This window comes from Bacillus sp. JJ1566, assembly GCF_036962685.1.
Taxonomy (GTDB): Bacteria; Bacillota; Bacilli; order Bacillales; family Bacillaceae_L; genus Ferdinandcohnia.
This window is the reverse complement of the sequence record NZ_JBALOP010000002.1, coordinates 270289-294228: the sequence shown is the minus strand read 5'-3', so window position 1 is coordinate 294228 and position 23940 is coordinate 270289. Positions and strand designations below refer to the sequence as shown.

23 protein-coding genes are annotated in these 23940 nt (G+C 37.0%); all 23 read right to left on the bottom strand.

The features are described from left to right. Window positions 1–184: 184 nt before the first annotated feature. Window positions 185–1093 carry a helix-turn-helix domain-containing protein gene (locus tag V7112_RS02360; RefSeq protein WP_335414825.1) on the bottom strand — a complete coding sequence of 303 codons (909 nt, stop codon included), beginning with the start codon at window positions 1091–1093 and terminating at the stop codon, window positions 185–187. A 105-nt stretch (window positions 1094–1198) separates the two neighbouring features. Next, window positions 1199–1984 (bottom strand): DUF3388 domain-containing protein, encoded by a 786-nt coding sequence (locus tag V7112_RS02355; protein ID WP_335414822.1) that lies wholly within the window; start codon window positions 1982–1984, stop codon window positions 1199–1201. 169 nt (window positions 1985–2153) lie between these two features. Continuing rightward, on the bottom strand, window positions 2154–2396 hold the full coding sequence (locus tag V7112_RS02350; RefSeq protein ID WP_136378404.1) for a DUF3243 domain-containing protein: 243 nt from the start codon (window positions 2394–2396) through the stop codon (window positions 2154–2156). 74 nt (window positions 2397–2470) lie between these two features. Continuing rightward, window positions 2471–3196, bottom strand: a complete 726-nt coding sequence (gene ymfI / locus V7112_RS02345; protein ID WP_335414816.1) for an elongation factor P 5-aminopentanone reductase — start codon at window positions 3194–3196, stop codon at window positions 2471–2473. A gap of 51 nt (window positions 3197–3247) precedes the next feature. Continuing rightward, a complete protein-coding gene (yfmH, locus tag V7112_RS02340; protein WP_335414813.1) occupies window positions 3248–4537 on the bottom strand; it encodes an EF-P 5-aminopentanol modification-associated protein YfmH in 1290 nt (429 codons plus the stop codon). Further along, a complete protein-coding gene (gene yfmF / locus V7112_RS02335) occupies window positions 4537–5817 on the bottom strand; it encodes an EF-P 5-aminopentanol modification-associated protein YfmF (protein ID WP_335414808.1) in 1281 nt (426 codons plus the stop codon). Before yfmF ends, yfmH begins: the two co-directional genes overlap by 1 nt. Before the next feature lie 181 nt (window positions 5818–5998). Then, on the bottom strand, window positions 5999–7468 hold the full coding sequence (locus V7112_RS02330) for a sodium:solute symporter family protein (RefSeq protein WP_335414805.1): 1470 nt from the start codon (window positions 7466–7468) through the stop codon (window positions 5999–6001). Between the two features lie 7 nt (window positions 7469–7475). Beyond that, window positions 7476–7655: a hypothetical protein gene (locus V7112_RS02325; RefSeq protein WP_335414802.1), complete on the bottom strand. Its 180-nt coding sequence runs from the start codon at window positions 7653–7655 to the stop codon at window positions 7476–7478. A 68-nt stretch (window positions 7656–7723) separates the two neighbouring features. Then, window positions 7724–8677: an ABC transporter permease gene (locus V7112_RS02320; protein WP_335414798.1), complete on the bottom strand. Its 954-nt coding sequence runs from the start codon at window positions 8675–8677 to the stop codon at window positions 7724–7726. Window position 8678: 1 nt separating this feature from the next. Beyond that, complete coding sequence (locus tag V7112_RS02315; protein ID WP_335414795.1) at window positions 8679–9743, bottom strand: ABC transporter permease; 1065 nt, start codon at window positions 9741–9743, stop codon at window positions 8679–8681. Beyond that, window positions 9740–11266 (bottom strand): ABC transporter ATP-binding protein, encoded by a 1527-nt coding sequence (locus tag V7112_RS02310; RefSeq protein ID WP_335414791.1) that lies wholly within the window; start codon window positions 11264–11266, stop codon window positions 9740–9742. The genes V7112_RS02315 and V7112_RS02310 overlap by 4 nt, the downstream gene beginning before the upstream one ends. Window positions 11267–11407: 141 nt before the next feature. Then, a complete protein-coding gene (locus V7112_RS02305; protein ID WP_335414788.1) occupies window positions 11408–12517 on the bottom strand; it encodes a BMP family lipoprotein in 1110 nt (369 codons plus the stop codon). Between the two features lie 104 nt (window positions 12518–12621). Next, window positions 12622–13347 (bottom strand): GntR family transcriptional regulator, encoded by a 726-nt coding sequence (locus V7112_RS02300; RefSeq protein ID WP_335414785.1) that lies wholly within the window; start codon window positions 13345–13347, stop codon window positions 12622–12624. Between the two features lie 158 nt (window positions 13348–13505). Next, entirely contained in the window at window positions 13506–15836 is a 2331-nt protein-coding gene (locus V7112_RS02295) for a DNA translocase FtsK (RefSeq protein ID WP_335414782.1), read from the bottom strand. A 210-nt stretch (window positions 15837–16046) separates the two neighbouring features. Next, complete coding sequence (locus V7112_RS02290; protein WP_335414779.1) at window positions 16047–16256, bottom strand: YlzJ-like family protein; 210 nt, start codon at window positions 16254–16256, stop codon at window positions 16047–16049. Next, window positions 16253–17008 (bottom strand): ClpP family protease, encoded by a 756-nt coding sequence (locus V7112_RS02285; RefSeq protein ID WP_335414776.1) that lies wholly within the window; start codon window positions 17006–17008, stop codon window positions 16253–16255. The genes V7112_RS02290 and V7112_RS02285 overlap by 4 nt, the downstream gene beginning before the upstream one ends. Before the next feature lie 126 nt (window positions 17009–17134). Beyond that, a complete protein-coding gene (gene dapA, locus V7112_RS02280; protein WP_335414774.1) occupies window positions 17135–18004 on the bottom strand; it encodes a 4-hydroxy-tetrahydrodipicolinate synthase in 870 nt (289 codons plus the stop codon). A 138-nt stretch (window positions 18005–18142) separates the two neighbouring features. After that, window positions 18143–19384, bottom strand: coding sequence for an aspartate kinase (dapG, locus tag V7112_RS02275; RefSeq protein WP_335414770.1), 1242 nt, complete (start codon window positions 19382–19384; stop codon window positions 18143–18145). Between the two features lie 28 nt (window positions 19385–19412). Beyond that, window positions 19413–20465, bottom strand: a complete 1053-nt coding sequence (gene asd / locus V7112_RS02270) for an aspartate-semialdehyde dehydrogenase (RefSeq protein WP_335414767.1) — start codon at window positions 20463–20465, stop codon at window positions 19413–19415. 125 nt (window positions 20466–20590) lie between these two features. Then, complete coding sequence (gene dpaB / locus V7112_RS02265) at window positions 20591–21196, bottom strand: dipicolinate synthase subunit B (RefSeq protein WP_335414764.1); 606 nt, start codon at window positions 21194–21196, stop codon at window positions 20591–20593. A 1-nt stretch (window position 21197) separates the two neighbouring features. Next, window positions 21198–22097 (bottom strand): dipicolinic acid synthetase subunit A, encoded by a 900-nt coding sequence (dpaA, locus tag V7112_RS02260; RefSeq protein WP_335414760.1) that lies wholly within the window; start codon window positions 22095–22097, stop codon window positions 21198–21200. Window positions 22098–22367: 270 nt separating this feature from the next. Continuing rightward, entirely contained in the window at window positions 22368–22628 is a 261-nt protein-coding gene (locus tag V7112_RS02255; RefSeq protein ID WP_335414758.1) for a YlmC/YmxH family sporulation protein, read from the bottom strand. Between the two features lie 65 nt (window positions 22629–22693). Further along, a complete protein-coding gene (locus tag V7112_RS02250) occupies window positions 22694–23935 on the bottom strand; it encodes a M16 family metallopeptidase (protein WP_335414755.1) in 1242 nt (413 codons plus the stop codon). Between the last annotated feature and the right edge of the window lie 5 nt (window positions 23936–23940).

Sequence of the window (23940 nt, the reverse complement as noted above, 5' to 3'; positions counted from 1 at the left end):
GCGTTTTTAGTCTTTGATCCTTACTGCTCGAAAAATTTCCTTTGAAAAATCGTGGCATCCGCCGGAGGCTATAACTTTATACTGCAAAAGACATGGGACTTCTGCAGAATAAAGTTAAAAAATACTTATAATAGTGATAATACCACTTACACGAAACAAAAAGCCATCATAATGATGACTTTTGTTATTCCTGAGTTCCAGGCGTGAACTTAATCGTAATAATTTGACGAACGATTTGGCCGGTATCAAATGGATACGTAAAAGGCTCTCCGTTGATTTCTACTTGAAGATCTGAAGACCTTCCAACCGTTAAAATCACTTCAGTCTGATTTGTCAAATCAACCTCTTTAATTGCACCGTTTGCGATTGTTTCGTAAATAAATCTTTCATTTTGGCGATTTTGAAGTGTCACCCATGATTGACCAGCATCAGTCGCAGTAAGTTTAACCTTAAATGAATCCGAATTTTTCAACTCATAGGTTGCGGTGCTCGTCAACTTTTCAATTTCAACTATTTCCTGAGTTGGAGTCTCTTGTACAGGTTCCTCTTCTTCAGCAGGAGTATTATCCGTTTCACCAGCTACCTGTTCCTCTTCTTTTGGTTCCTCTTTTTGTTCATCTTGAACGGGAGGCGGCTCATTTGATTGATCATATTCTGTTTCCTGACTCTCTGTTTGTTTGTCCGGTCCCTTGACAACATCCTTATTGGATACAAACCAATAGATTGTCATTGCACCACCAAGAAGGAAAAGAACCAATATAATCATTGGTACTTTATCTATGATTTTCGAACCTGTCGTAGAAATTTGTCTTCTCGATTGTACTCTAGAAATTTGTTCAGGAATTTCATCATTATATGTACCCGGAATTTCTGACTTAAAATCCTCAAATAATTCTTCAGGATTTAGCCCGACTGCTTCAGCATATTGCTTAATGAATGCACGGACATAGAATTTACCAGGCATTACAGAATAATTTCCCTCTTCAATGCCAACCAAATACCTTTTTTGGATTTTAGTAATTTGCTGTAAATCATCCAAGCTTAAATCTTTTTGTTCTCTCGCTTCTTTAAGTCGCGATCCTAATTCAGTCATTTTTTCACCTACCAAATCTCGAGATACCTTTTGGCGTATTCGCGTTCATAATACTAGCATTTTTATTCTTATCAGTAAAGGCTTAACTATTTTATTTACACAAAATTAAAAATCAAAACCAGAAAAATCAGACTTGGAAAACTGTTGGTATTCGATATCATATGTAATTTCTTCTTCAGGATCGTTTCGAAGTTCAATGATATAATCAAAATCTTTCAATGTATATTCGGTATGACGTACAAACATATCAGGATGCTCCACTAATTTAACAGCAGGAAGTCTCATGATCTCTCTTACAAGCTGTAAATGTCTTTCTGTCGCACGCTTAGTTGAGACAATGCCATCGATAATAAAAAGATTATCTACATTGTACTCATCATGAATCAATTCATTTCTCATTGTTTGTTTTAATAAAGTCGAAGATACAAACAACCATTTTTTATGCGCACAAACACTAGCAGCAACAACTGATTCTGTCTTCCCCACTCTTGGCATCCCACGAATTCCAATAAGCTTATGGCCCTCCTGCTTAAAAAGCTCAGCCATGAAATCAACAAGAAGTCCTAATTCATCGCGAGTAAACCGGAATGTTTTTTTATCATCTGCATCGCGCTGAATATACCGTCCGTGTCTTACCGCCAGTTTATCACGAAGCTTTGGTTCTCTAAGCTTTGTAACGGTTATCGTATCCATTGTATGTAAGATTGATTCCAATCTTTCAATTTGCTCATTACCTTCACTTAATAAAAGCATTCCCCTTCTACGATCGTCTACACCATTTATTGTAACAATATTTATCGAAAGCATTCCCAATAATGAAGAAATATCACCAAGAAGTCCCGGGCGATTTTTTGCAATTTCATATTCTAAATACCATTCTTTTTTCTCCAAAATGTCCCAGCCCCTCGCGCCGTGGTTATAATTTCCAATTATGAAATAATGCATCATTTTCATTATAAACTAATCAATTCACATTTTATAGAGGGGTACAAGAAAAATGGCGGATTAAATAAAAAAGAGAGGAAAGTCCCTCTCTCGTTTTTAAAACACACTGCCTAACCTATTGGACAAGCTTTACCATTACGTTAGCAATCGCTTGTTGCTCTTCTTCAGATGCAACGGTCCAAAGGTCTCGTAATACCTTTTCTTGAGCATTTTTCGGCTCTACTTCACTTGCAAGGTAATCACCTAGCTGATGAGCCATATCATTGATCACATTTTGATCCATTCCTTCAGATTTAGCATGCTGCAAGCGATCACCTAAAAAATTTTTCCAATCCTCGAAATTGTCTAGTACTGACATAAGTGACCCTCCTTATTAGGTTATTACAATGTTAGTTTGTCGATTGTAATATAATTTATTCGTAAAAAATCAAGTTAACAATGCCAACCACCATTTACAGACAACACTTGTCCTGTAATATAAGAAGCTTTATTAGAAAGTAAAAATGCAACGGCATTAGCGACCTCATTTGGCTCTCCAATTCTCCCCATTGGAATTTCTTCGCTAATACCTTTAATATCTTCTGGGTCAAATTCCTTAAGCATGTTTGTATTTATCGCACCTGGTGCCACAGCATTAACTCTAATTCCACTAAGTGCAACTTCCTTAGCTAAAGCTTTAACAAACGAAATTTGCCCTCCTTTTACCATCGAATAGAGTACTTCACAGGAAGCACCCGTGATTCCCCAAATCGAGGAAATGACGATGATATTTCCCTTTTTCCTTGTAATCATAGTTGGTAGCAATTCTTTTGTTAAAAGATAAGGGGTATTCACGTGAAGTTGTACCATTTCTTCTACTGTCTTTTTATCAAAATCTGTCATAAGCCCAAACACACTTTTACCGGAATTATGGACGATAGTATCAATTGGATGTTGGATTTGGTTGACTACTTTTTCTACACCACTTGGCAGACTTAAATCAGCCTTAATTAGGTATGTTTCCACACCTTCAATAGCTAATTCTTCGACTATCTTTTTTATAGCCAGTTCGTTTTCATTGTAGTGAAGGTATAACGAATAGCCAAGTGTAGCAATTTCTTTAGCAATGGCGCTTCCTATTCCTCCGCTCGCCCCTGTGATTAATGCGTATTTTTTCATGTTCATTTCCCCTTAAAAAAGCACCCTTTTACAAAAGGATGCTTTCTTGTCTTAAGTATTTTTAGGTATGACTTGACACTCTGTCATTCGAATTTCATCAAAGAATTCATTCACAGTGTTTGTAATATTGTCTACTGTTAGACTTTCCATCATTGGAACAACATCGAATAAATTCATATCATTAAATGCATACCTTGTAAATTGATTTGCAATATAATCGGGTGAATTTAGTGAGCGTAAAAATGCCCCAATCTTTTTCTTTTTCACACGCTCTAATTCTTCTGACGTAATCCCTTGGTTTTTACTTGAAAGCATAATATTTCTTACTTTAGATGATAATTCATCAGGGTTAGAAGTGTCTCCACCAACAATGGCAAAACCAAAACCTTGTTCTTCCGTATAATCATACGTAAAAGTATCATCAATTAAGCCTTCATCATAAAGTGCCTGATAATGCTTTGAGCTTTTTCCAAATAGCCAATCTAGAATGATTGTCATTGACAATTCTTGTTTCAGCAATTCATCGCCTTTACGTGTCGGGTTTAAGGCTTTTACCCCTACCATACATTTTGAGGATTGAACATTCATTTCAAGAACTTTCTTCTTTTCATTTACTTCGATTGGTTCATCTTCAAAATGGCGTTTGACTTCTGGCTGATCTTGATAGTCCTTTTGTGCTTGGTTTGAACGTATTTGCTCCATTATTTTTTCCGGATCAATCGGTCCCACAACAAATAATACCATATTGCTCGGATGATAGAAGGTTTCGTAGCATTCGTATAGCATATCCTTTGTTATTTTGGCGATGGAATCAATCGTTCCTGCGATGTCGATTCGAACAGGATGATTTTTATACATATTTTCAATGACACCGAAATACAGTCTCCAATCAGGATTGTCATCGTACATCGTAATTTCTTGACCAATGATCCCTTTTTCTTTTTCCACTGTCTTTTCGGTAAAATAAGGACTTTGAACAAAGTCAATCAATGTTTTAAGATTCAATTCTACATTGGAGGTACTTGAAAAAAGATAGGCAGTCCTTGTAAATGAAGTAAACGCATTTGCTGATGCACCCTGTTTACTAAAATCCTGAAATACATCACCGTCTTCTTTTTCAAAAAGCTTATGCTCTAAAAAATGCGCAATCCCATCAGGTACATGAACGAAATCATCCTTGCCTAATGGTACAAATTGATTATCCACAGATCCATAATTCGTTGTAAACGTAGCGTACGTTTTATTAAATCCCTTTTTTGGAAGGATATAAACATTTAGGCCATTTTCAAGCTTTTCATGATAAAGTACTTCTTGAAGTTGATCAAATGTGATTTTTTCCATTACTGACCAGCCTCCAATCCTGTAAGGAAGTAGATAGTATCAAGTTCAATTTTCTTAGCAACATTGACTACTTCCTCCTTCGTTACTGATTCAATTCCAGCAATCCAATCTTCGAGCTTTCTCGGTTTTGGAGAAATAACATTATGATATAAAACCTCTGCAATTCCCCGAGACGTATCAATTGTTTCAAGTAGTTGATTGCGAATAACAGCTTTTGTTTGAACGATGATATCGTCTGTGAAATCACCATCAATCATGGCTTGCATTTGTTCCTTGATAATAGTTACAGCCCGGTCATAATTATTTACATCGATTCCAGACATCACCATTAATAAGCCCTTATGACTTTCTACTCTTGAAGCTGCATAATAGGCCAAGCTTTCTTTTTCACGTACATTAATAAACAATTTCGAATGCGAGAACCCACCGAAAATCCCATTAAACACTTGGAGGGCATCATAATCGGAATCACTATAGGTTATATTTGTTCTGTAGCCAATATTAAGCTTTCCTTGTTTAACATCTTGCTTTTCAATGACCTCATTTGCTTTTTCAATCTGTTTTGATTTAGTTTCTGTATGTTCACGCTTGCTTCGATCAGTAAATACAAAAGTAGATGAAACAGAATCCTTTACCTTTTCAGGATCGATATTGCCAATAATATAAAGGTCAATCTCGTCTTCTGCCAGGACTTTCTGATAATATTTATATAATGATTCAGCTGATATGCGATCAATGTCTTCAATTCTTCCATTGACGTGGAGATGATAAGGTTCATCTTTACACATTTCCTCAACTAATCGTAAATTCGAATACCTCATTTTATCATCATTAACAGCTTGAATTCTCTGTCTAAGGCTACGTTTCTCTTTTTCAACGATTGAACTCTTAAAAGCCCCATTTTCTGAAATTGGTGAAAGCACCATCTCCTGTAGCAAAGCAATTCCTTTATCAAGTAAAGGTGTTTGGTCTTTTAAAAATAGTTCATTTGCAATTTCAACAAAAAAAGAAATAATGTGATTTTCACCTTTTTTAGCTAAATCGACATAAAGCGCTGCTCCATATAATTCATCTAAATAAGAACGAAAACTTGTTGTCGAGGGATAGCTAGGTGTTTCACTTTGCAAGACATATGGGAGCAATGCCCTTTGCGTCACATATTCCTCCTCAAGCGGGGCTTTCATTCTAAGTACAATGGTATTGGTTTTAAATTTATCTGTTTTAATCGTATGGAGTGTCAACCCATTTAATTTATGCTCTTTATCATCCAATAAAAACATCCAAACATAGCCTCCTTTTTTGGTCATAGCCAAAACCTATATGGCTATTTTTCAACTAAAGCCGTTTATTTAATCTTAAAAACACTATAACCTCAGATTAGCAATAATTTCAAGTTTTGCACCTAAGTTTTCCTGAAAAAGAAAAACAAACCAGAAACTTTGCTGGTTTGTTTTTATACATTTATTGATTTTTTGCAAGCTCACTTTTTAAATAGGATAAAAACTCATTGGCTTTCTTTTCAGGAGGCCTTGTTGCCAGACTTACCCCCACAAACAGCACAATAGAAAGAAGTAATCCCCAAACACCAGATCCATACCCAAATGGTTTTAATTTCATAGCTTCTAATACAATCACTAAAATTCCGCTTATGATAACGCTCGACATAACCCCGGCTGCCGTGCCTCTTTTCCAAAAAAATGTACCGATAATAGCAGGAACTACAACAATTAACCCTGCAGATGATGCAACTGAAAGAACTGCAATTAAATCTAATTGCAATTCTGCAAATCCGTAAGCAAGAATTGCAATGATTGGAATAACAAATTTTCCAATTTTTAATTGCTTCAGCTCGTCCTTACCTTTTGATGATATTCCATACACATCTCTTGCAAAAAGAGAGGAAAGGGTTAATAAAATCGAATCAATCGTGGAAATAGCAGCAGCCATTATTGAAACCATTACGATTACACCTAATGCTACTGGAACATGATTGGATGATAGCAGGCTTGGTGTTGCTACATCGGGATTTTCAAGCCCTGGGAATAATAAAAGTGCTGAATATCCCCACATAACAGAAACAATTGTGTAAACAAAGCCAAACACAAGGAAGCCCATTAACATTTTTCGCAGACTTCCTAAAGATGAAGGCATATATAAACGCTGGCTTACCTGCGGATTAGAAAGGCTAAAGAAAATCCAAGGAATGGTTAATGATAAAAAGGTTGGAAAACTGAAAAAACCATTTCCTGGAACGGTTAATGAATCTGGATGGCTTGTCCGCAATTCATTGAAGAAGCTACCAAAACCACCTAACGCATTTACAAGTACAATAACCACAAGTGTCGACGAAATAATCATCACTAAGGCTTGTAAGGAATCCGTCCACATGACTGAACGAATACCTGAAATATATGTAAAAACAATTGCCAACACAGTTGCTAAAATTGCGCCGGTCGTAAAGCTAATCCCACCATCAGTCATTCCTTCTAGTAAGTAGCCAACACCTGCTAACTGAACAGCGCTATATGGAATTAGAAATAAACAGCTTGAAATAGAGATAATCGCAGCTACCCTTTTATCATCGTAACGATCTCCTAACATCTCAGATGGCGTCACATACCCGTACTTTTTTCCGACAATCCAAAAACGCGGTCCAAAAAAAGCAACAAGAGATACTCCCATAAAATAAATTATTTCAAAACCAAGTGCACCTACACCACCACGATAGGTTAATCCCGCTAATCCGACCATCATAAAAGCACTATAAGTGGTCGCACTATAGCTTAGAGCAGAAACAAAACCGTTCATTTTTCGATTGCCTAAAAAGTAGCCTTCCATATTTACTTGCTTTTCGCTTCTTGATAAATAGGCGATATATAATGAAGCAACGATATAAATAACGATTCCCCACCAAACAATTGTTGAACTCATTCAATTCTCACCTCCAGTTTCTTGTTAGTATATAATTTATTAAGATAATCACTAAAGCTAAAACAACCCACAACAGAAAGCTACCATACCATGCGGCCACATCTGATAAAAAAACATATGGAATGGTATAAGCTAAAAGCACTAACAAAAGGCAGATAATCCCCCAAAACTTTTCTTTTTTGCTCATCATTATCCTCCCAATTTCGGTTTAAAAAAGGAATGACACCTCTGCCATTCCTTTTAATAAATATAAACTTATCGTTTCCCTGAATCAAATGGTTCTCCAGCTGCCTTTGGTGCTTGAGAAGATTTAGAGAATAGAACCAATGCAATTAAAGTTACCACATAAGGGAAAATCTTCAAAAGGATTGGTGGAACAACAGCAAGCTCTGGGATAACCTGTGAAACGTTAGCAACAGTACTTGCAAAACCAAAGAACAATGTAGCACCTAAAATACCCAGTGGTTTCCATTGTCCGAAGATTAAAGCAGCAAGCGCCAAGAACCCTAATCCTGAAACATTACCAGTGAATTCCCCTGCATACGTAACAATGATAATTGCTCCACCTAAACCAGCAAATGCCCCGGAAAGCATGACCCCAAGGTAGCGAATACGTCTTACATTAACACCAGCCGCCTCCGCTGCTTGAGGAAATTCGCCACAAGAACGTAAGCGTAGTCCTGTTTTTGTTTTATATAATACGAATGCACTAATAAATAAAACAAGTAAAATAAACCATGTAGTTGGATATGTTTTTGTAAAAAACAAATCCCCAATAACTGGAATAGAAGAAAGTATAGGAATATCTGTTGGCGAAAAACCACTTGTAATACGGATATTTCCACTACCAGTTATATTTCTTGCTAAGAAAACAGTTAGTGCACCGGCAATCATATTGATTGCAGTACCACTAATAATTTGGTTGGCGTTTAAGTTGATACTAGCGAATGCATGTAATAGAGAAAAGATTATACCAACAATTGCCGCTACTATTAACCCAATCCATAATACCAAATTATTATTTGACATTGTTCCTTGAAGAAAATGGATTGTGAGTGATCCTGCAAAAGCTCCAAAAATCATCAGACCGTCCAAACCGATATTAACGACACCACTTCGTTCGCTGAATAAGCCTCCAAGCGCTGTTATTAGAAGAGGAATGGTAAAAACAATTGCATATGGAAAGATTTGTTCAATTATAGCCCACATTTTACGCTTCCTCCTTTTTTACAGAAGAGCTGTCAGTTCGACGTCTTTTGAACTTATTTATTAAACGTTCAATTAAAATACTCGTAGCTGCGAAATAGATAATGATAGCAATAATAGTATTTGCAATCTCCGGCGGAATTTCCGTCATCGCATTCATAAATCCAGTTCCAGAATAGAGTATCCCGAAAAATACTGCTGCAAAGAAGACACCAATTGGACTATTTGCTCCTAATAGAGCTACCGCAATACCATCAAAACCTTGAGATGGTAGGTTTCCAATTTGCATAGTACTTGCATTCCCTGTGTACATTGCTACTCCAGCAAGACCAGCTAAACCTCCGGAAATTAGCATCGATAGCACAATATTAGTGTTTACACGCATCCCAGCATATTCTGCAGCATGACGGTTAAAACCAACCGCTTTTAATTCAAACCCTAACGTTGTTTTATTGATAATAAATCCAATGACTATAACAGCGATAACACCTAAAAATAAGCCTAAGTTAATATAAGAGCCCTGGAACATTTCTGTTAAAAAAGGTGCTCTTAATGTTGCTTCATCTGGTAATTTTCTTGATTCTGTCTCAAGGAATTCACCTTTAAAATAACCTGGCACGACATAATATACAGTCCAATAAGCTACCCAGTTCATCATAATTGTTGAAACCACTTCATGTACATTAAATCTTGCTTTAAGCAAACCTGGAATAAATGCCCAAAGAGCTCCTCCAAGAAATCCTACTAGAATCATAACGAGTAAAAGGATTGGTCTTGACCATTCAAATGTTAAACCGACGGCAGTTGCAAGTAAACCTCCGATTAACATCTGACCAGATGCCCCAATATTAAATAATCCTGTACGGAAAGCAAAGGCAACTGATAAACCAGTAAATATTAATGGAGTAGCTGTTGCTAATGTATCTCCAATTCTTGAAATGTTTTTCAAACCACCTTGGAACAAATAGAGATACCCTTCAAAAGGATTGCTTCCGATAAAGAGCATCAAAATTCCGCCAGCGATTAGACCAAAAAGGACTGCAATTAATGAAATGATTGTAGTTCTCATACACTTCTCTCCTTACCTACACCCGCCATCATGAGGCCAACCTCATTTTCATTTGTTTCAGAGGCATTAACAACGCCAATAAGTTCGCCGTTGTTGACGATGGCAATCCGGTCAGATAGCTGCAATACTTCATCAAGTTCCAGCGAGATTAAAAGTACTGCTTTTCCTTTATCACGGTGCTCAATTAATCGTTTATGGATATACTCTATTGAACCAACATCAAGGCCTCTTGTTGGTTGAACAGCTACGAGCAATTCGGGATCTAATTCGAGCTCGCGTCCAACAATTGCTTTTTGCTGGTTACCTCCTGATAAGGTTCTTGCAATGGAAGTTTCCCCTTCGCCTGACCGAACATCAAAATTTTCTAAAATTTTCTTTGCATATTCTTTCATTGCAGATATATTTAAAAGGCCATGCTTTGCAAACGGTGGTTTGTTATAAACCTCTAATACCATGTTGGACTGTAAAGTGTAATCTAAAACAAGACCTCGTTTTTGTCTATCCTCAGGTATGTGCGCAATTCCTTTTTCAATACGTTGACGCACAGGTAGTGTAGTTATATCCTCACCGTTTAACATAATTTTTCCTGACTCAGCTTTACGAAGACCAGTGATGGCTTCTACTAACTCAGATTGACCATTACCTTCGACGCCTGCAATACCCACAATTTCCCCTTTTCGTACAGTTAGAGAAAAGTTCTTTAATCCCATAACCTTTCGATTATTTTTTACAGAAAGGGAATCTATATCTAATACCACTTCACCTGGTTTACTTTCTTCTTTATCTACATTAAAGGAAACATGTCGGCCAACCATCATCTCCGCTAAGCTTGCTTCACTTGATTCAGCTACGTTCACTGTTCCTATGTATTTACCACGACGAATAACTGTACAGCGATCTGCAACAGCTTTAATTTCCTTCAATTTATGTGTAATGATGATGATGGACTTTCCTTCTTTAATTAAATTCTTCATAATCTTCATTAATTCATCTATTTCAGTTGGTGTTAACACAGCTGTTGGCTCATCAAAAATAAGCACATCAGCCTCTCGGAAAAGCATTTTCATTATCTCAACCCGTTGCTGCATGCCAACCGAAATATCTTCTATTTTTGCATGTGGGTCAACATTGAGTCCATAATACTTAGATAATTCTTCAATTCGCTTTGCAGCACTATTTACATCCAGTACAACTCCACCCTTTAAAGGTTCACTTCCTAAAATGATATTTTCAGTAACCGTAAAATTATCGACTAGTTTAAAGTGTTGGTGTACCATACCAATCCCCAGTCGATTTGCCACATTAGGGTTGGAAATATGTACCTGTTCTCCATTTACTTTAATCATTCCTTGCTCAGGCTGGTACATACCAAATAAAACACCCATGAGCGTGGATTTTCCTGCCCCATTTTCACCAAGTAGAGCGTGTATCTCACCTTTTCTTAAAGTAAGAGTGATATTATCATTCGCTACAATACCTGGGAATTCTTTCCTGATATTCAGCATTTCCACAACATATTCCATAGTAGCACTCACCTTTTTCTTGACCTCAATTCCTTATTATTTAGGAGTCCCCTAATCGCACCCAAAACATGTGTTACCTCTACTTCTTACGTTTACATTAAAGAAGAGACGGATGAAACCGTCTCTATATCAGCAAATGTATTACTTGATTAAGTTCCCTTTTTCAGCAGAGACTTTGATTTCACCTGATTTAATCTTTTCAAAAACTTCTTTTACTGTGTTAACAGTTTCATCACTTAAATTTGGATTCTCATCCGGAAGGCCAACGCCATCATTTGTTGCATCATAAGTAATCAATTTTCCACCAGGGAATGTTCCATCAATCTCTTGTTTGATTAGTTCTTGTGCCGCATGTTTAATTTTCTTCATTGCAGAAGTCAAGATAACCGATTTATTGTTCGCCTCATCATATATTCCATCAGCGTACTGGTCAACGTCGACACCTACAACCCAAACATCTTCACCATTACTTGCACGAGTTTTTCCTTCATTAATTGCTCCAACACCTACACCACCAGCAGCGACAAAGATTACTTTCACACCGCGATCATACATTGAAGCTGCAATTTGTCCACCAGCTGCAGAATCTGTGAACGTACCTTGGTAAACTACGTTTTGTTCTTTAAGACCTAGATTTGTTCCTAAATTCTCATTTGCATAAGCTACACCTTGCTGGAAGCCCCAGTTAAATTTTTGTACAGCTGGGATCTCCATACCACCAATAAATCCAGCTTCTCCGTCTTTAATTTCAAGAGCCGTAGCAACACCTGCTAAGAAACCTGATTCGTGCTCTGCAAAGAATACAGCAACAGTGTTATCAGCTATATCTTCTACAAAATCACCTTTATGCGGATAACCATCAATAATGACAAATTTCGCATCCTCGTATTTTGATTGTGCTTGATGTATAGCCGTTTCAAATTTAAAACCAGGTGTTAACATGAACTTGTAGCCAGCATCATAAAGATTCCCAATCTCTTTTAAATATTCTGCTTCGATTTCACCAGCTGGTCTGAGATATTTCTCTTGAATACCATATTCGTCTTTAGCAGCCAAAATTCCTTCCCATGTACCTTGGTTAAATGATTTATCATCAATTGTACCAGCATCAGTAACCATACCTACTTTTAGGCCAGCACCTTCGCCATTTCCTTTACCTGTTCCTTCTTCGTCTGCAGTTCCACATGCACCTAACAATGTTCCAGCTGCAAGTAAAAATGCAAGACCAAAACCAGCTTTCTGTTTAAACATAAGATGACCCCCAAAAAATTTTTATTAATACAAATCCTTACTTTTAAATATTTGTAAGTAACGGACTACTTATTCACCTCCTTAAAGTGTGTATTTTTTCCAGCTTATAATACACGTTTTCTAACTACATGGAAGGAAAATTTATCCGCTCTAAAATAATTTTGTGAAAATAATACAGGTTCATCATTTTCGTCATAATGCATTTGTTTTAAAAGTAAAAGAGCTGTTTCCGGATCACAATTTAAAATAGGGGAAATGGTCTCGTGATACCCAATTGGTTCTATATAAGTCACCGCATACGTAATTCTTCTTCCCGCTTTTTTCTCTAATAATTCAAAAATTGATTCTTCGTGTGAATAACTTGAAGGTAAATTTTTACTTAGTATTTTATCGATACAATATACAACAGGCTCACCATTGGCAGTACGCACTCGTTCAATCACAGTTACTTCCTCATTTTCTAAACAACTAAAGCCCTTTATATCACCGTCAGTTGGTCCTTTTACTGTTTTTGATAAAAAAATAGTTCCAGGTGACATCCCTGCTTGTATGATCATATCTGTAATACTGCTTATTTGCTCAATTCCAGAATTAAAAAGAGGTTTTGCATTAACAAAGGTTCCAACGCCATGTCTTCTAATAATGACATTTTCTTCTTCAAGAATTCGTAATGCTTCTCTTAATGTTGCTCTACTTACACCTAATTGTTTTGCTAGGAGAAATTCCGATGGTAGTTTTTCCTTTTCTTTGTAGACTCCGTTGTCGATATCAAGTCTGATATGGTCTATCACTTGCAAGTACAATGGTCGATTATCTAACTTGATAGTCATCTTCAGTTCCCCCAGTTTTATGTATAGTCATCAGACCTCTGATGTTAGACCGATATTAATCCGAAATAACTATATCATTTTTTCTAAAAGAAATAAATAAGAATTGCGTAATTTGTCGAAAAAAAAGAAGAGCATTTGCCCTTCTTTGTTTGAATAGATTAACTGCCAACATCTTCATTTTTGGCTGAAACAAGAACTACCCTTGGTTTGCTGCCCTCATACGGACCAACTACACCTCTTAATTCCATCGCATCAATTAGTCTAGCAGCTCTCGTATATCCAATTCTAAATCTTCGTTGAAGCATCGATACGGAAGCTGTTTGCATTTCGATTACAAGTTGTACAGCATCGTCATATAATTCATCATCCACTTCCTCAGTCGTTTCAACCGTATCCGTCGGAATCATTTCTTCTTGATATTGTGCTTTTTGTTGAGAAATGACAAAATTAACGATCTCTTCAACCTCATCATCTGATAAAAACGCACCCTGTACACGGACAGGTTTTGAAGCTCCTACAGGTAAAAAGAGCATATCACCACGTCCTAATAACTTTTCTGCTCCACCCATATCTAGGATTGTCCTAGAATCTGTTTGTGAAGAAACACTAAAAGCAATTCGTGATGGAATATTTGCTTTAATAACCCCAGTGATAACATCTACTGAAGGTCGTTGGGTTGCGATAATTAAGTGAATTCCAGCAGCACGAGCCATCTGTGCTAAACGTGTAATAGAATCCTCAACATCTGATGATGCTACCATCATTAAATCTGCTAACTCATCTACAATCACTATAATGTATGGAATAGTAGGCTGTTTCGCCTCTTCCTCACTATTATGACGGCGAATATATTCATTGTAGCCCTCGATATTTCTTGTATGGGTATGTGCAAATAATTCATATCTACGTTCCATTTCATTAACGACTTTTTTAAGAGCTTGTGATGCTTTTTTAGGATCCGTCACGACCGGCGCTAATAAATGTGGGATTCCGTTATACACATTTAATTCAACCATTTTTGGGTCAATCATCATCATTTTCACTTCATGAGGTTTTGCCCTCATCAGTACACTTGTAATAATGCCATTAATACATACACTCTTACCACTACCGGTAGCACCAGCAACTAATAAGTGAGGCATTTTATTTAGCTCGGCAAATTTAGCCTCACCCGAAATGTCACGGCCTAGCCCAATTAATAGCTTAGAATCCGAACGCTGAGGTTCACTATCCTCTAGGACCTCACGTAGTGATACAACTGCAATTTCGGAATTAGGAACCTCGATTCCAACTGCTGATTTACCGGGGATTGGGGCTTCAATCCGAATATCTTTTGCTGCTAATGCAAGTGCCAAGTCATCACTTAAATTAACGATTTTACTTACTTTTACCCCAACGTCTGGGTAGACCTCATATTTTGTCACAGCTGGGCCGAGGTGAACTTTTGTCACCTTTGCCTTAACACCAAAGCTATGAAATGTTTTTTCTAGTTTTCTAGCATTTTCATAAATATTTTCATGCTCCGCACTTTGACTTGTTTGTTTTGGAGGATGAAGAAGTTCAATTGGTGGTAATTCATAATCTACATTTTCGACTTCACCTTCTGTAAAGGTGATTGGCATTTTTTCATCATGGTCATCGTCATTTGTCTGATGTTTTTGCCCATGTTTTTCGTGATGAATCTCGTGTTCTTTTGTATATGCCTTATCTGCAAAGTTCGAGATAATCGGCTCAATTGGGATCTCGACAGGGTCTTCTTCGATTGAGTCTACTTGTGAAGTATGAACCTCTTGTTCCTGTGTCTCTTTCTTTTTCTTTCGTTTTTCTTTTTTAGGCTGATTTTTGCGTTGCTGCGACCAATTTCTTATATCATCTATAAATGCTATCCATTGATTCTTACAAAATGTAACAGCAGGACTAAAGATTTTCGCAATCGTATCATGGAGCGATTTACCGGTAACAAGTACACCACCAATTACAATTAAAAAGACGGAAATAATTTTTGTTCCTGTTTCATCAAATAAGAAATACGAAGCAGCAAATAGGATCGAACCGATCATTCCTCCGCCTAGATCTGTCGTACTCGTATTGCCTTTCACAACGTCCCAAAACATACTCCAAGTATTTTTGATTACACTAGGGTCAGTGAATTTACCTTCATTGGTTTGCAAATTAAATAATGGAATATGACTTAATAGCAACATAGCGCAAATAATTAAATAGACTCCAATTAATTGCCTAGTAATGATTCTTGGCCATGTGCGGTTCCAAATGATATAAAGTGAAACGAGCAATAGCCCGATTAATCCAAGAATGTCCCAATTTCCAAGGAAAAATCGAAATAAATAGACTAGGCTCGTCCCCACTGTTCCAAGTCTAGCTAACCCTATACATGCCAAAGCTAGCAATAATAATCCTAGCAATTCAAATTTAAGTGTTTTTTTCCATTCATCTTTTCGCTTCGACTGTCTACGTTTTCGTTTTGCCATACTACACCTACTCTACCTATCAATAAAGGAAAGCAGCCATATTATGGCTGCCTATGTAATGAAAATCTAATTAAATTATAGCACAATCAAATGCGCTAAGGCGCATTTGCGCCCAGATTTTTTCGAGCAAGCTCGAAAAGTTTCCTTGAAAATCGCATGTCTCCGCCGGAGGCTTTAACTTTATAATGAATAAGTTTAAACCAAATTGTCTCAAAGTCTTATTTTCTGTCCAGGTGAATATCTTCCATCAAGAAAGTGCTGAGGATCTGTGCTCATGACTCTTTCAATTGTGTATTCACCATCTTGGGAGTCGCTAACAGCTAATGAAACACCATTTACATCGATATATTTCAAATTGCTATTTTCCATTTCTGTCTGTGGGTAAATTAGCTCATGTGGCATCATCGTATATAAAATCATTGAATCATCTGCTCACTTTCATCAGATAAATTGTTCTCATCAATTAACTCATTTAACTTTTTTATTGCTTGACCAATCCCACCAATCTCATCAATAAGTCCATATTCAACTGCGTCCGAACCAATGACATTCGTCCCGATATCTCTTGTTAAATTGCCTTTTGAAAACATCAATTCCTTGAATTTTTCTTCAGAAATATTTGAATGACTCGTGACAAAATTTACAACACGTTCCTGCATTTTATCAAGATATTCAAACGTTGCCGGCACTCCAATAACAAGACCTGTCAGTCTAACCGGATGAATTGTCATTGTAGCCGTTTCAGCTACAAAAGAATAATCGCAGGCCACGGCAATTGGTACACCAATCGAATGTCCCCCTCCTAAAACAATCGAAACAGTTGGTTTAGAGAGTGATGCAAGCATTTCAGAAATGGCAAGTCCTGCCTCTACATCTCCTCCAACTGTATTTAAAACAACGAGTAGACCTTCAATTTTGGGATTTTGTTCAATCGCCACGATTTGCGGTATCACATGTTCGTATTTAGTCGTTTTATTTTGCGGTGGCAATTGAATATGACCTTCTATTTGGCCAACAATTGTCAGACAATGAATTTTACTGTCATTTGACATTTGGGGCACATTCGTTTGCCCTAATTGTTGTATTTTTTCTACTAATGATGAATTCTTTGATTCGTTTTTATCTTGATCCCCTTGTGGTTGTTCTTCATTTATGTATTGATTATTACTCATCGTAATCTCCTTTCAACCCGTTTACCCTTTAGTATAAACACATGCCCCCTTTTCATTCTATAATATGGTAATATGGGCGAAAGAAAAAAAGTCAACCGTATGATTGACTTTTTAATATTTGCGCTATTAATTTGAAATTAAATTTGATAATTGAATTCGTTCTTGCTCGTTTAACGGAACAAGCGGCAAGCGAACAGAACCAACATCTAGTCCCTTTATTTGAAGAGCTGTTTTTACAGGTACAGGATTTGGAGCAGTAAATAATCCCTTCATGATTGGTAATAGCTTCTGATGCATGCTAGCGGCTTCCGAAATATTCCCCGCTAAAAATGCTTTCACCATTTGCTGCATTTCATTGCCAATTACATGGGAAGCAACCGACACAACACCTTTTGCACCAATTGAAAGTGCTGGTATTGTAATGCCATCATCTCCACTGTAAACTTCGAAGTTTTCATCGGTATTTGCAACGATTTCCGTCATAGCCTCTAAGCTTCCGCTCGCTTCTTTTACAGCAACGATATTGGAAATCTTAGATAATTTAATAATGGTTTCAACTGACATATTAATAACCGATCTTCCCGGAATATTATATAGCATTACCGGTAGATTTGTACTTTCAGCAATTGTTTTAAAATGCTGATAAAGACCTTCTTGATTTGGCTTGTTATAGTACGGTACTACAAGCATAATTCCGTCAACACCAGCTTCTTCTGCTTTTTTAGTAAGCTCTATTGATGCGTACGTATTATTACTCCCCGTTCCTGCAATGACCGGTACTCGACTATCAACTACTTTTACAACATGACGAAAAAGCGCCACTTTTTCCTCAGATGATAATGTGGGAGATTCACCTGTTGTCCCTGCTACAACCAGTGATTCTGTACCATTGCTTAATAAATAATTAATCAACTGAGTTGTTTTACCGAAATCAATGTTTCCTTTATTATCAAATGGTGTCACCATCGCCGTAGAGATTCTTCCAAAATCAATCATGCTTTTACACCTACTCCCATCAATTACGCCCGGCATTTCTATAAAAAAGCACCTAGGCTTGCTCCATAATATTTTTAAAATTATCTATATTGATGAAGAAAGGGACACCTCTTTACAGCGGCTCCCTTACACATCCATTTAATAGTCTACCACTTCTGCCCCAACAGGTCCATCGGATAAATGGAATGCCTTATGAAGAGCATTAATCGCTTCCTTCATTTCGGATTCTTTTACTAGGACCCAAATCGTTGAAAGACTATCTGCAGATTGTAGGATTTGAATTCCTTTTTCCGAAAGTGCAGTTACAATACGAGCAGTTACTCCAGGAACTCCGTTCATTCCGGCTCCAACGGTTGCAACCTTTGCACATTTTTCAGTTACTACGGGTTCATATCCCATTTCTTTCAGTTTATTTACAGCACGTGTCGTCATTTCCCCTGAAACGGTATAGACCACTCCATTTGGCGTGATATTAAAGAAATCTACACTAATTTTTTCATTTGCCATGGCCTTAAATACTTCTGTTTGAAGATTGTATTGGCCTTTTTTGGCTTGAACCTTTAATTGCGTAACATTTGTCACATGAGCAATCCCCGTGATTAATCTTTCCTTGACCTCGACATTCTTGCGTTTTTCAATTGTTGTCACAAGTGTACCTGGCGCATCACTGTAAGTTGAACGCACCCTAATCGGTACCTTTGCCTCCATCGCAATTTCAACCGCACGTGGATGAATGACTTTAGCCCCCTGATATGCCATGTTTACAATTTCATTATATGTGACTACAGATAACGGCTTTGCATCTCCCACAATGCGAGGGTCAGCAGTCATGACACCTTCTACATCTGTAAAAATATCAATCCATTCAGCTTGAAGAGCAACACCAAGAGCAGCTGCAGATGTATCACTACCACCTCTACCTAGGGTTGTAATATCTCCAATTTTAGAGATGCCTTGAAAACCAGTGACTACTACAACATCATGGTCCTCAAGAGTTTGGAGTAATCTATCGCACTTCATTTCAGTAATTCTAGCATTTGAATGATCATTATTTGTACGGAATCCAGCCTGACCACCGTTTAAGGCAGCTGCAGTGATTCCGGACTTATTTATCATATTTGTGAAAACAACACTGGAAATAATCTCACCGCAGGATACTAGCATATCCATTTCCCTATTGCTAAGCTTAGAGTTTTGATCCCCCACTAGGCTTAATAGTGTATCTGTTGCATAAGGGTCACCCATGCGCCCCATAGCTGAAACAACGACAACTACTTTATATCCGTCTGACACAGCACTTTCAATATGTGTTCTTGCTCTTTCTCGAGATTCTTCATCTCGAACTGAGGTTCCGCCAAATTTTTGTACAACGATATTCATGAAACCACCTCATGTTTGGTTGAAACGATTATTTTGCAACTAAGCCTAGCTTTAATAGACTGCCTGCAATTTGTACGGAGTTCCATGCAGCACCTTTTAACAGGTTGTCAGATACTACCCACATGTGGAATCCATTATCTTGGTCTAAGTCTTTTCTGATTCTTCCTACGAAAACATCTTTTTTACCGACTGCATGAATTGGCATTGGATATACTTGCTCTGCCGGATTATCCTCTAATACAATTCCTGGTGCAGATGCTAATAAATCTTTAACTTCCTGTGCAGAAACTCCACTTTGAGCCGTTTCAAAATAAACAGATTCAGAATGTCCAGTTTCAACCGGTAAACGAACACAGGTTGCAGCAACATGAAGATCCGGTAAATGCATAATCTTCTTCGTTTCATTTATCATTTTCATTTCTTCAAAAGTGAAACCATTATCTTCGAATTTATCGATTTGTGGAATTGCATTAAAGGCGATTTGGTAATGCTTATTGTCACCTTTTACAGGTAAAATCTGTGGAGTAATTTCTTTTCCTTCAATTATATCCTTTGTCTGCTCATTCATTTCTGAGATTGCAGCTACACCAGAACCTGAAACTGCTTGATAGGTTGAAACAATAACCTTTGATAAACCATAGGCTTTACGAATTGGCTCTAAGGCTACAACCATTTGAATAGTTGAACAGTTTGGATTTGCGATAATGCCATTGTGATTAAGAAGGTCGTTTTCATTTACCTCTGGAACAATAAGAGGTACACTTTCATCCATTCTAAATGCACTTGTGTTATCTACTACAATCGCACCACGTTTTACTGCTTCTGGAGCTAATTCTTTCGATACGCCCCCACCGGCACTAAATAAAGCAATATCAACACCTTCGAAATTTTCTGGTGTTGCAACCTCAACAGTTACTTCTTTACCCTTATACGTAATCTTTTTACCAGCAGAACGTTCTGATGATAATAAAGTTAGTTTTGTTAATGGAAAATTCGTTTCTTCAAGTGTTTTAATCATTTGCATGCCTACTGCACCTGTAGCACCTACAACTGCAACATGTAATTCTTTTTCTACTGTCATTTGATATTCCCCTTCCTAGTATTACTAGAACGTCTAATTTACGTTTAATGATTTATATTTTACCACATACAAGTACTAAAGGAGAGAAGAATTTTCATTCTTTCCCCTTTAGTATGAAAATTTCATTAATTTTCGTCGTCACGGAACCTTTCAACAATGACTGGCTGTAATTGTTTTCCTTCAATTGCGGCTGCAACAGTGTCGCGAAGCATGGTCATACGAGCAACCATTGAATTAGGTTTCTTCGTTGGTGCATCCTGACCATATGGGATAAAATAAATATTTTTTGTTGCCATTAGTCTCATTAAGTTAATACCATTTAAGCCTAAAGCATCATTTGTAGAAATTCCTAAAACAACTGGGCTTTGATTACGCAATGTGGCTTTCGCAGCCATTAGAACAGGAGAATCTGTTAACGCGTTTGCAAATTTACTCATGGAATTCCCTGTGAGCGGTGCAATTACCATGCAATCAAGAGGAATTTTAGGTCCTAATGGTTCTGCTTTTACAATTGAATCAATCACTTTATTACCAGTGGCTTTTTCAATTCTTTCAATCCAATCTGCACCTTCCCCAAAACGTGTATTGGTCGACTGAACAGTCCAAGAGACGACTGGTAATACTTCTGCCCCCTCATCTACAAGTCTTATAATTTCAGGAAATACTGCATCATACGTACAATGCGATCCCGTTAAACCAAATCCAATTCTTTTCCCTTTTAATGAAGTCATATTATACGTTCTCCTCTCTTTGTTGTAATAACTCAAGAAGTAGTTGAGATAAGACATTCGCAACGATTTGCCCGGCAGTTTTAGGTGCAACAATACCAGGTAAGCCAGGTGCTAATAATGCTTTAATACCTCTTTTTTCTGCATATCTAAAATCAGTCCCTCCTGGTTTGGAGGCTAAATCAACAATCAATGTGTGAGCAGGCATTTTTGAGATTACATTTGCTGTGACAATTAATTTTGGGACAGTGTTAATACAAACATCAATATCTTTAATCTCTTCAGAAAGATTAGAGAGCTGAAATGGTGTTAAACCCATTTCAGAAATTCTCGCAATATGCTCTGTTTTTCTGGCACCTACTTTTACATGTGCCCCTAATGCAGCAAAGCTTCTTGCCACACTCATTCCTACTCTTCCAAGTCCAAGTACCGCAACATTTGAATTATGAATCGTTATATCTGTATGTTGGATGACCATCATGATTGTACCTTCAACAGTTGGAATGGAATTATAGATTGCCACATCATCTCTTTCAAATAAACGTACTAAATTTCGGTTTGTTGCATTAATGATTCCATCTAAATACGAATTGCTAATTCCCGAATATACGACACAGTGCTCAGGTGTTTGTGAAAGGATTTCTTCTGTTAGTACGACCGTTTCATTTGAAAAAATCGTTTCAACTTCGCCTTCACTGTTTGTTCCGGATACTGGTAAAATAATTGCATCTATATCTCTAAAGTCGATTTCGTCCAATCGTTCTTTTGAAGCTCCAGTAAAGCCGTGATCTAATTGATCAAATCCAATTAAAGAAAGCCTTGCATCTAATTCAATTAGTTTACGAATCACTTCTAACTGTCGTGCATCTCCACCAATGATTGCTACATGCATATCGGTTAACATACGTTTTATCACCTTCTTTTACCAAAAATGAAACTCGGATGAATGTGAGTTTGTTAGTAAAAGCCTCACATCAGGTCTTCAACTTCTTCCTATAGTTTTTGAGGGATGACTCCCCAAACCTTTAATAAAATCACCATAATTTTATCTACTCCACCATACTATGAGGCATTGCTGAAATAGGTGAATGAACAAGATAAAATTTGCTTAGAATAATATTTTTATCAAAAATAAAAAAACCCACGGAAATTTTCCGTGGGGCTAATTTGTTCTTTATTCATTTTCCTCTGAGCCATATTCATCTGGAATATCAATGATAATCATATCTGTACCGATTTTACGAATATGCTGCCAAGACACTCGAACTTCATTTCCTTGCTTTTTTAAACCAAACCATTTTAAAGAAGGAATAATAAGAGCTTTAATTTGACCTGTTCTTTCATCGATTTCTAAATCAGTTTGACCCAATACACCTAGTCTCTCAGCACGTTTGACATCGACAATTTCTTTCCCACTTAATTCACTAAGTCTCAAAAAAGACCACCCCTTCACTGTCCTTAATACAGTTTATGGAGTAGTCCATTTTTTTAGAAGCAAAATCAGTTTGAAAGCTTTAATGGTAAATCATCTGTTGGACTAATTAACGCCAGTGAAAAATCATCGGTGAAAACTCGTTTTCCCATAGCATTCACACTATCCTCATTGACTGCATTAATTTCGTCTATAATTTGATCAAGATTCTTATGTTCCTTTAATAATAATTCGTTTTTCCCGTTTCGACTCATCCTGCTGTTTGTACTTTCCAGACCAAGCATAAGGCTACCCTTCATTTGCTCTTTGCTGTTTTTTAATTCTTTCTCGGTAATACCGTCTGCTTTAAGTTTAGCTAATGTGTCCTGTATCGTTTCAAATAACACATTAAGTTGTTTACTTCCTGTTCCCCCGTAGATGGTAACCATACCGGTATCCTTATAAGATGAATGATAGGAGAATATAGAATAAGCAAGGCCTCTTTTCTCACGTACTTCTTGGAACAAACGGCTACTCATACTACCGCCAAGAATATTATTTAACACAATTAAGTCATAGACATCTTTATCCCCGATTTGTAAGCCATTGAAACCAAGGCAAAGGTGTGCTTGTTCTGTGTCTTTTTTACGTGTAATTTTATTTGTATGAAAAGAAGGTTTTTGTAATTCATGTTTCGTTTGATTTCCAGAATAGCTACCAAAGTAAGCTTCAACCTCTGAAATAAAATTTTCATTAATATTTCCAGCAATTGATACGACCACATTATCTGGTTTATACATGTCATTCATATATTGACGAAGCTTATCCCCATTAAAAGTTTCCAAAGTTTCTTCCGTACCTAAAATTGGATAACCTAATGGATGATTCTCATAGCTAGCTTTACTTAATAAGTCATGAACGATATCATCGGGCGTATCTTCATACATTTTGATTTCTTCTAAAACTACATTTTTCTCTTTTTTTAATTCTTCTTCATCAAAAGTAGAATTAAAAAACATATCAGAAAGAACATCTAGGGCAAATTTTGCATGCTCATCTAATACCTTTGCATAATAACAAGTGTATTCTTTTGATGTGAACGCATTTACCTGTCCACCGATACTATCAAAAGACTCGGCAATTTCTCTCGCAGATCTTGTTTTCGTACCTTTGAAAAACATATGCTCTAGAAAATGTGAAATTCCGTTGATCTCCGGGTTTTCATTACGTGACCCCGTCCCAATCCAGACACCTATAGCAACTGATCGAACAGTTGGGATGTTTTCTAATACGATTCGTACACCATTTTGACAAGTATATTTTTTGATCAAGGCTG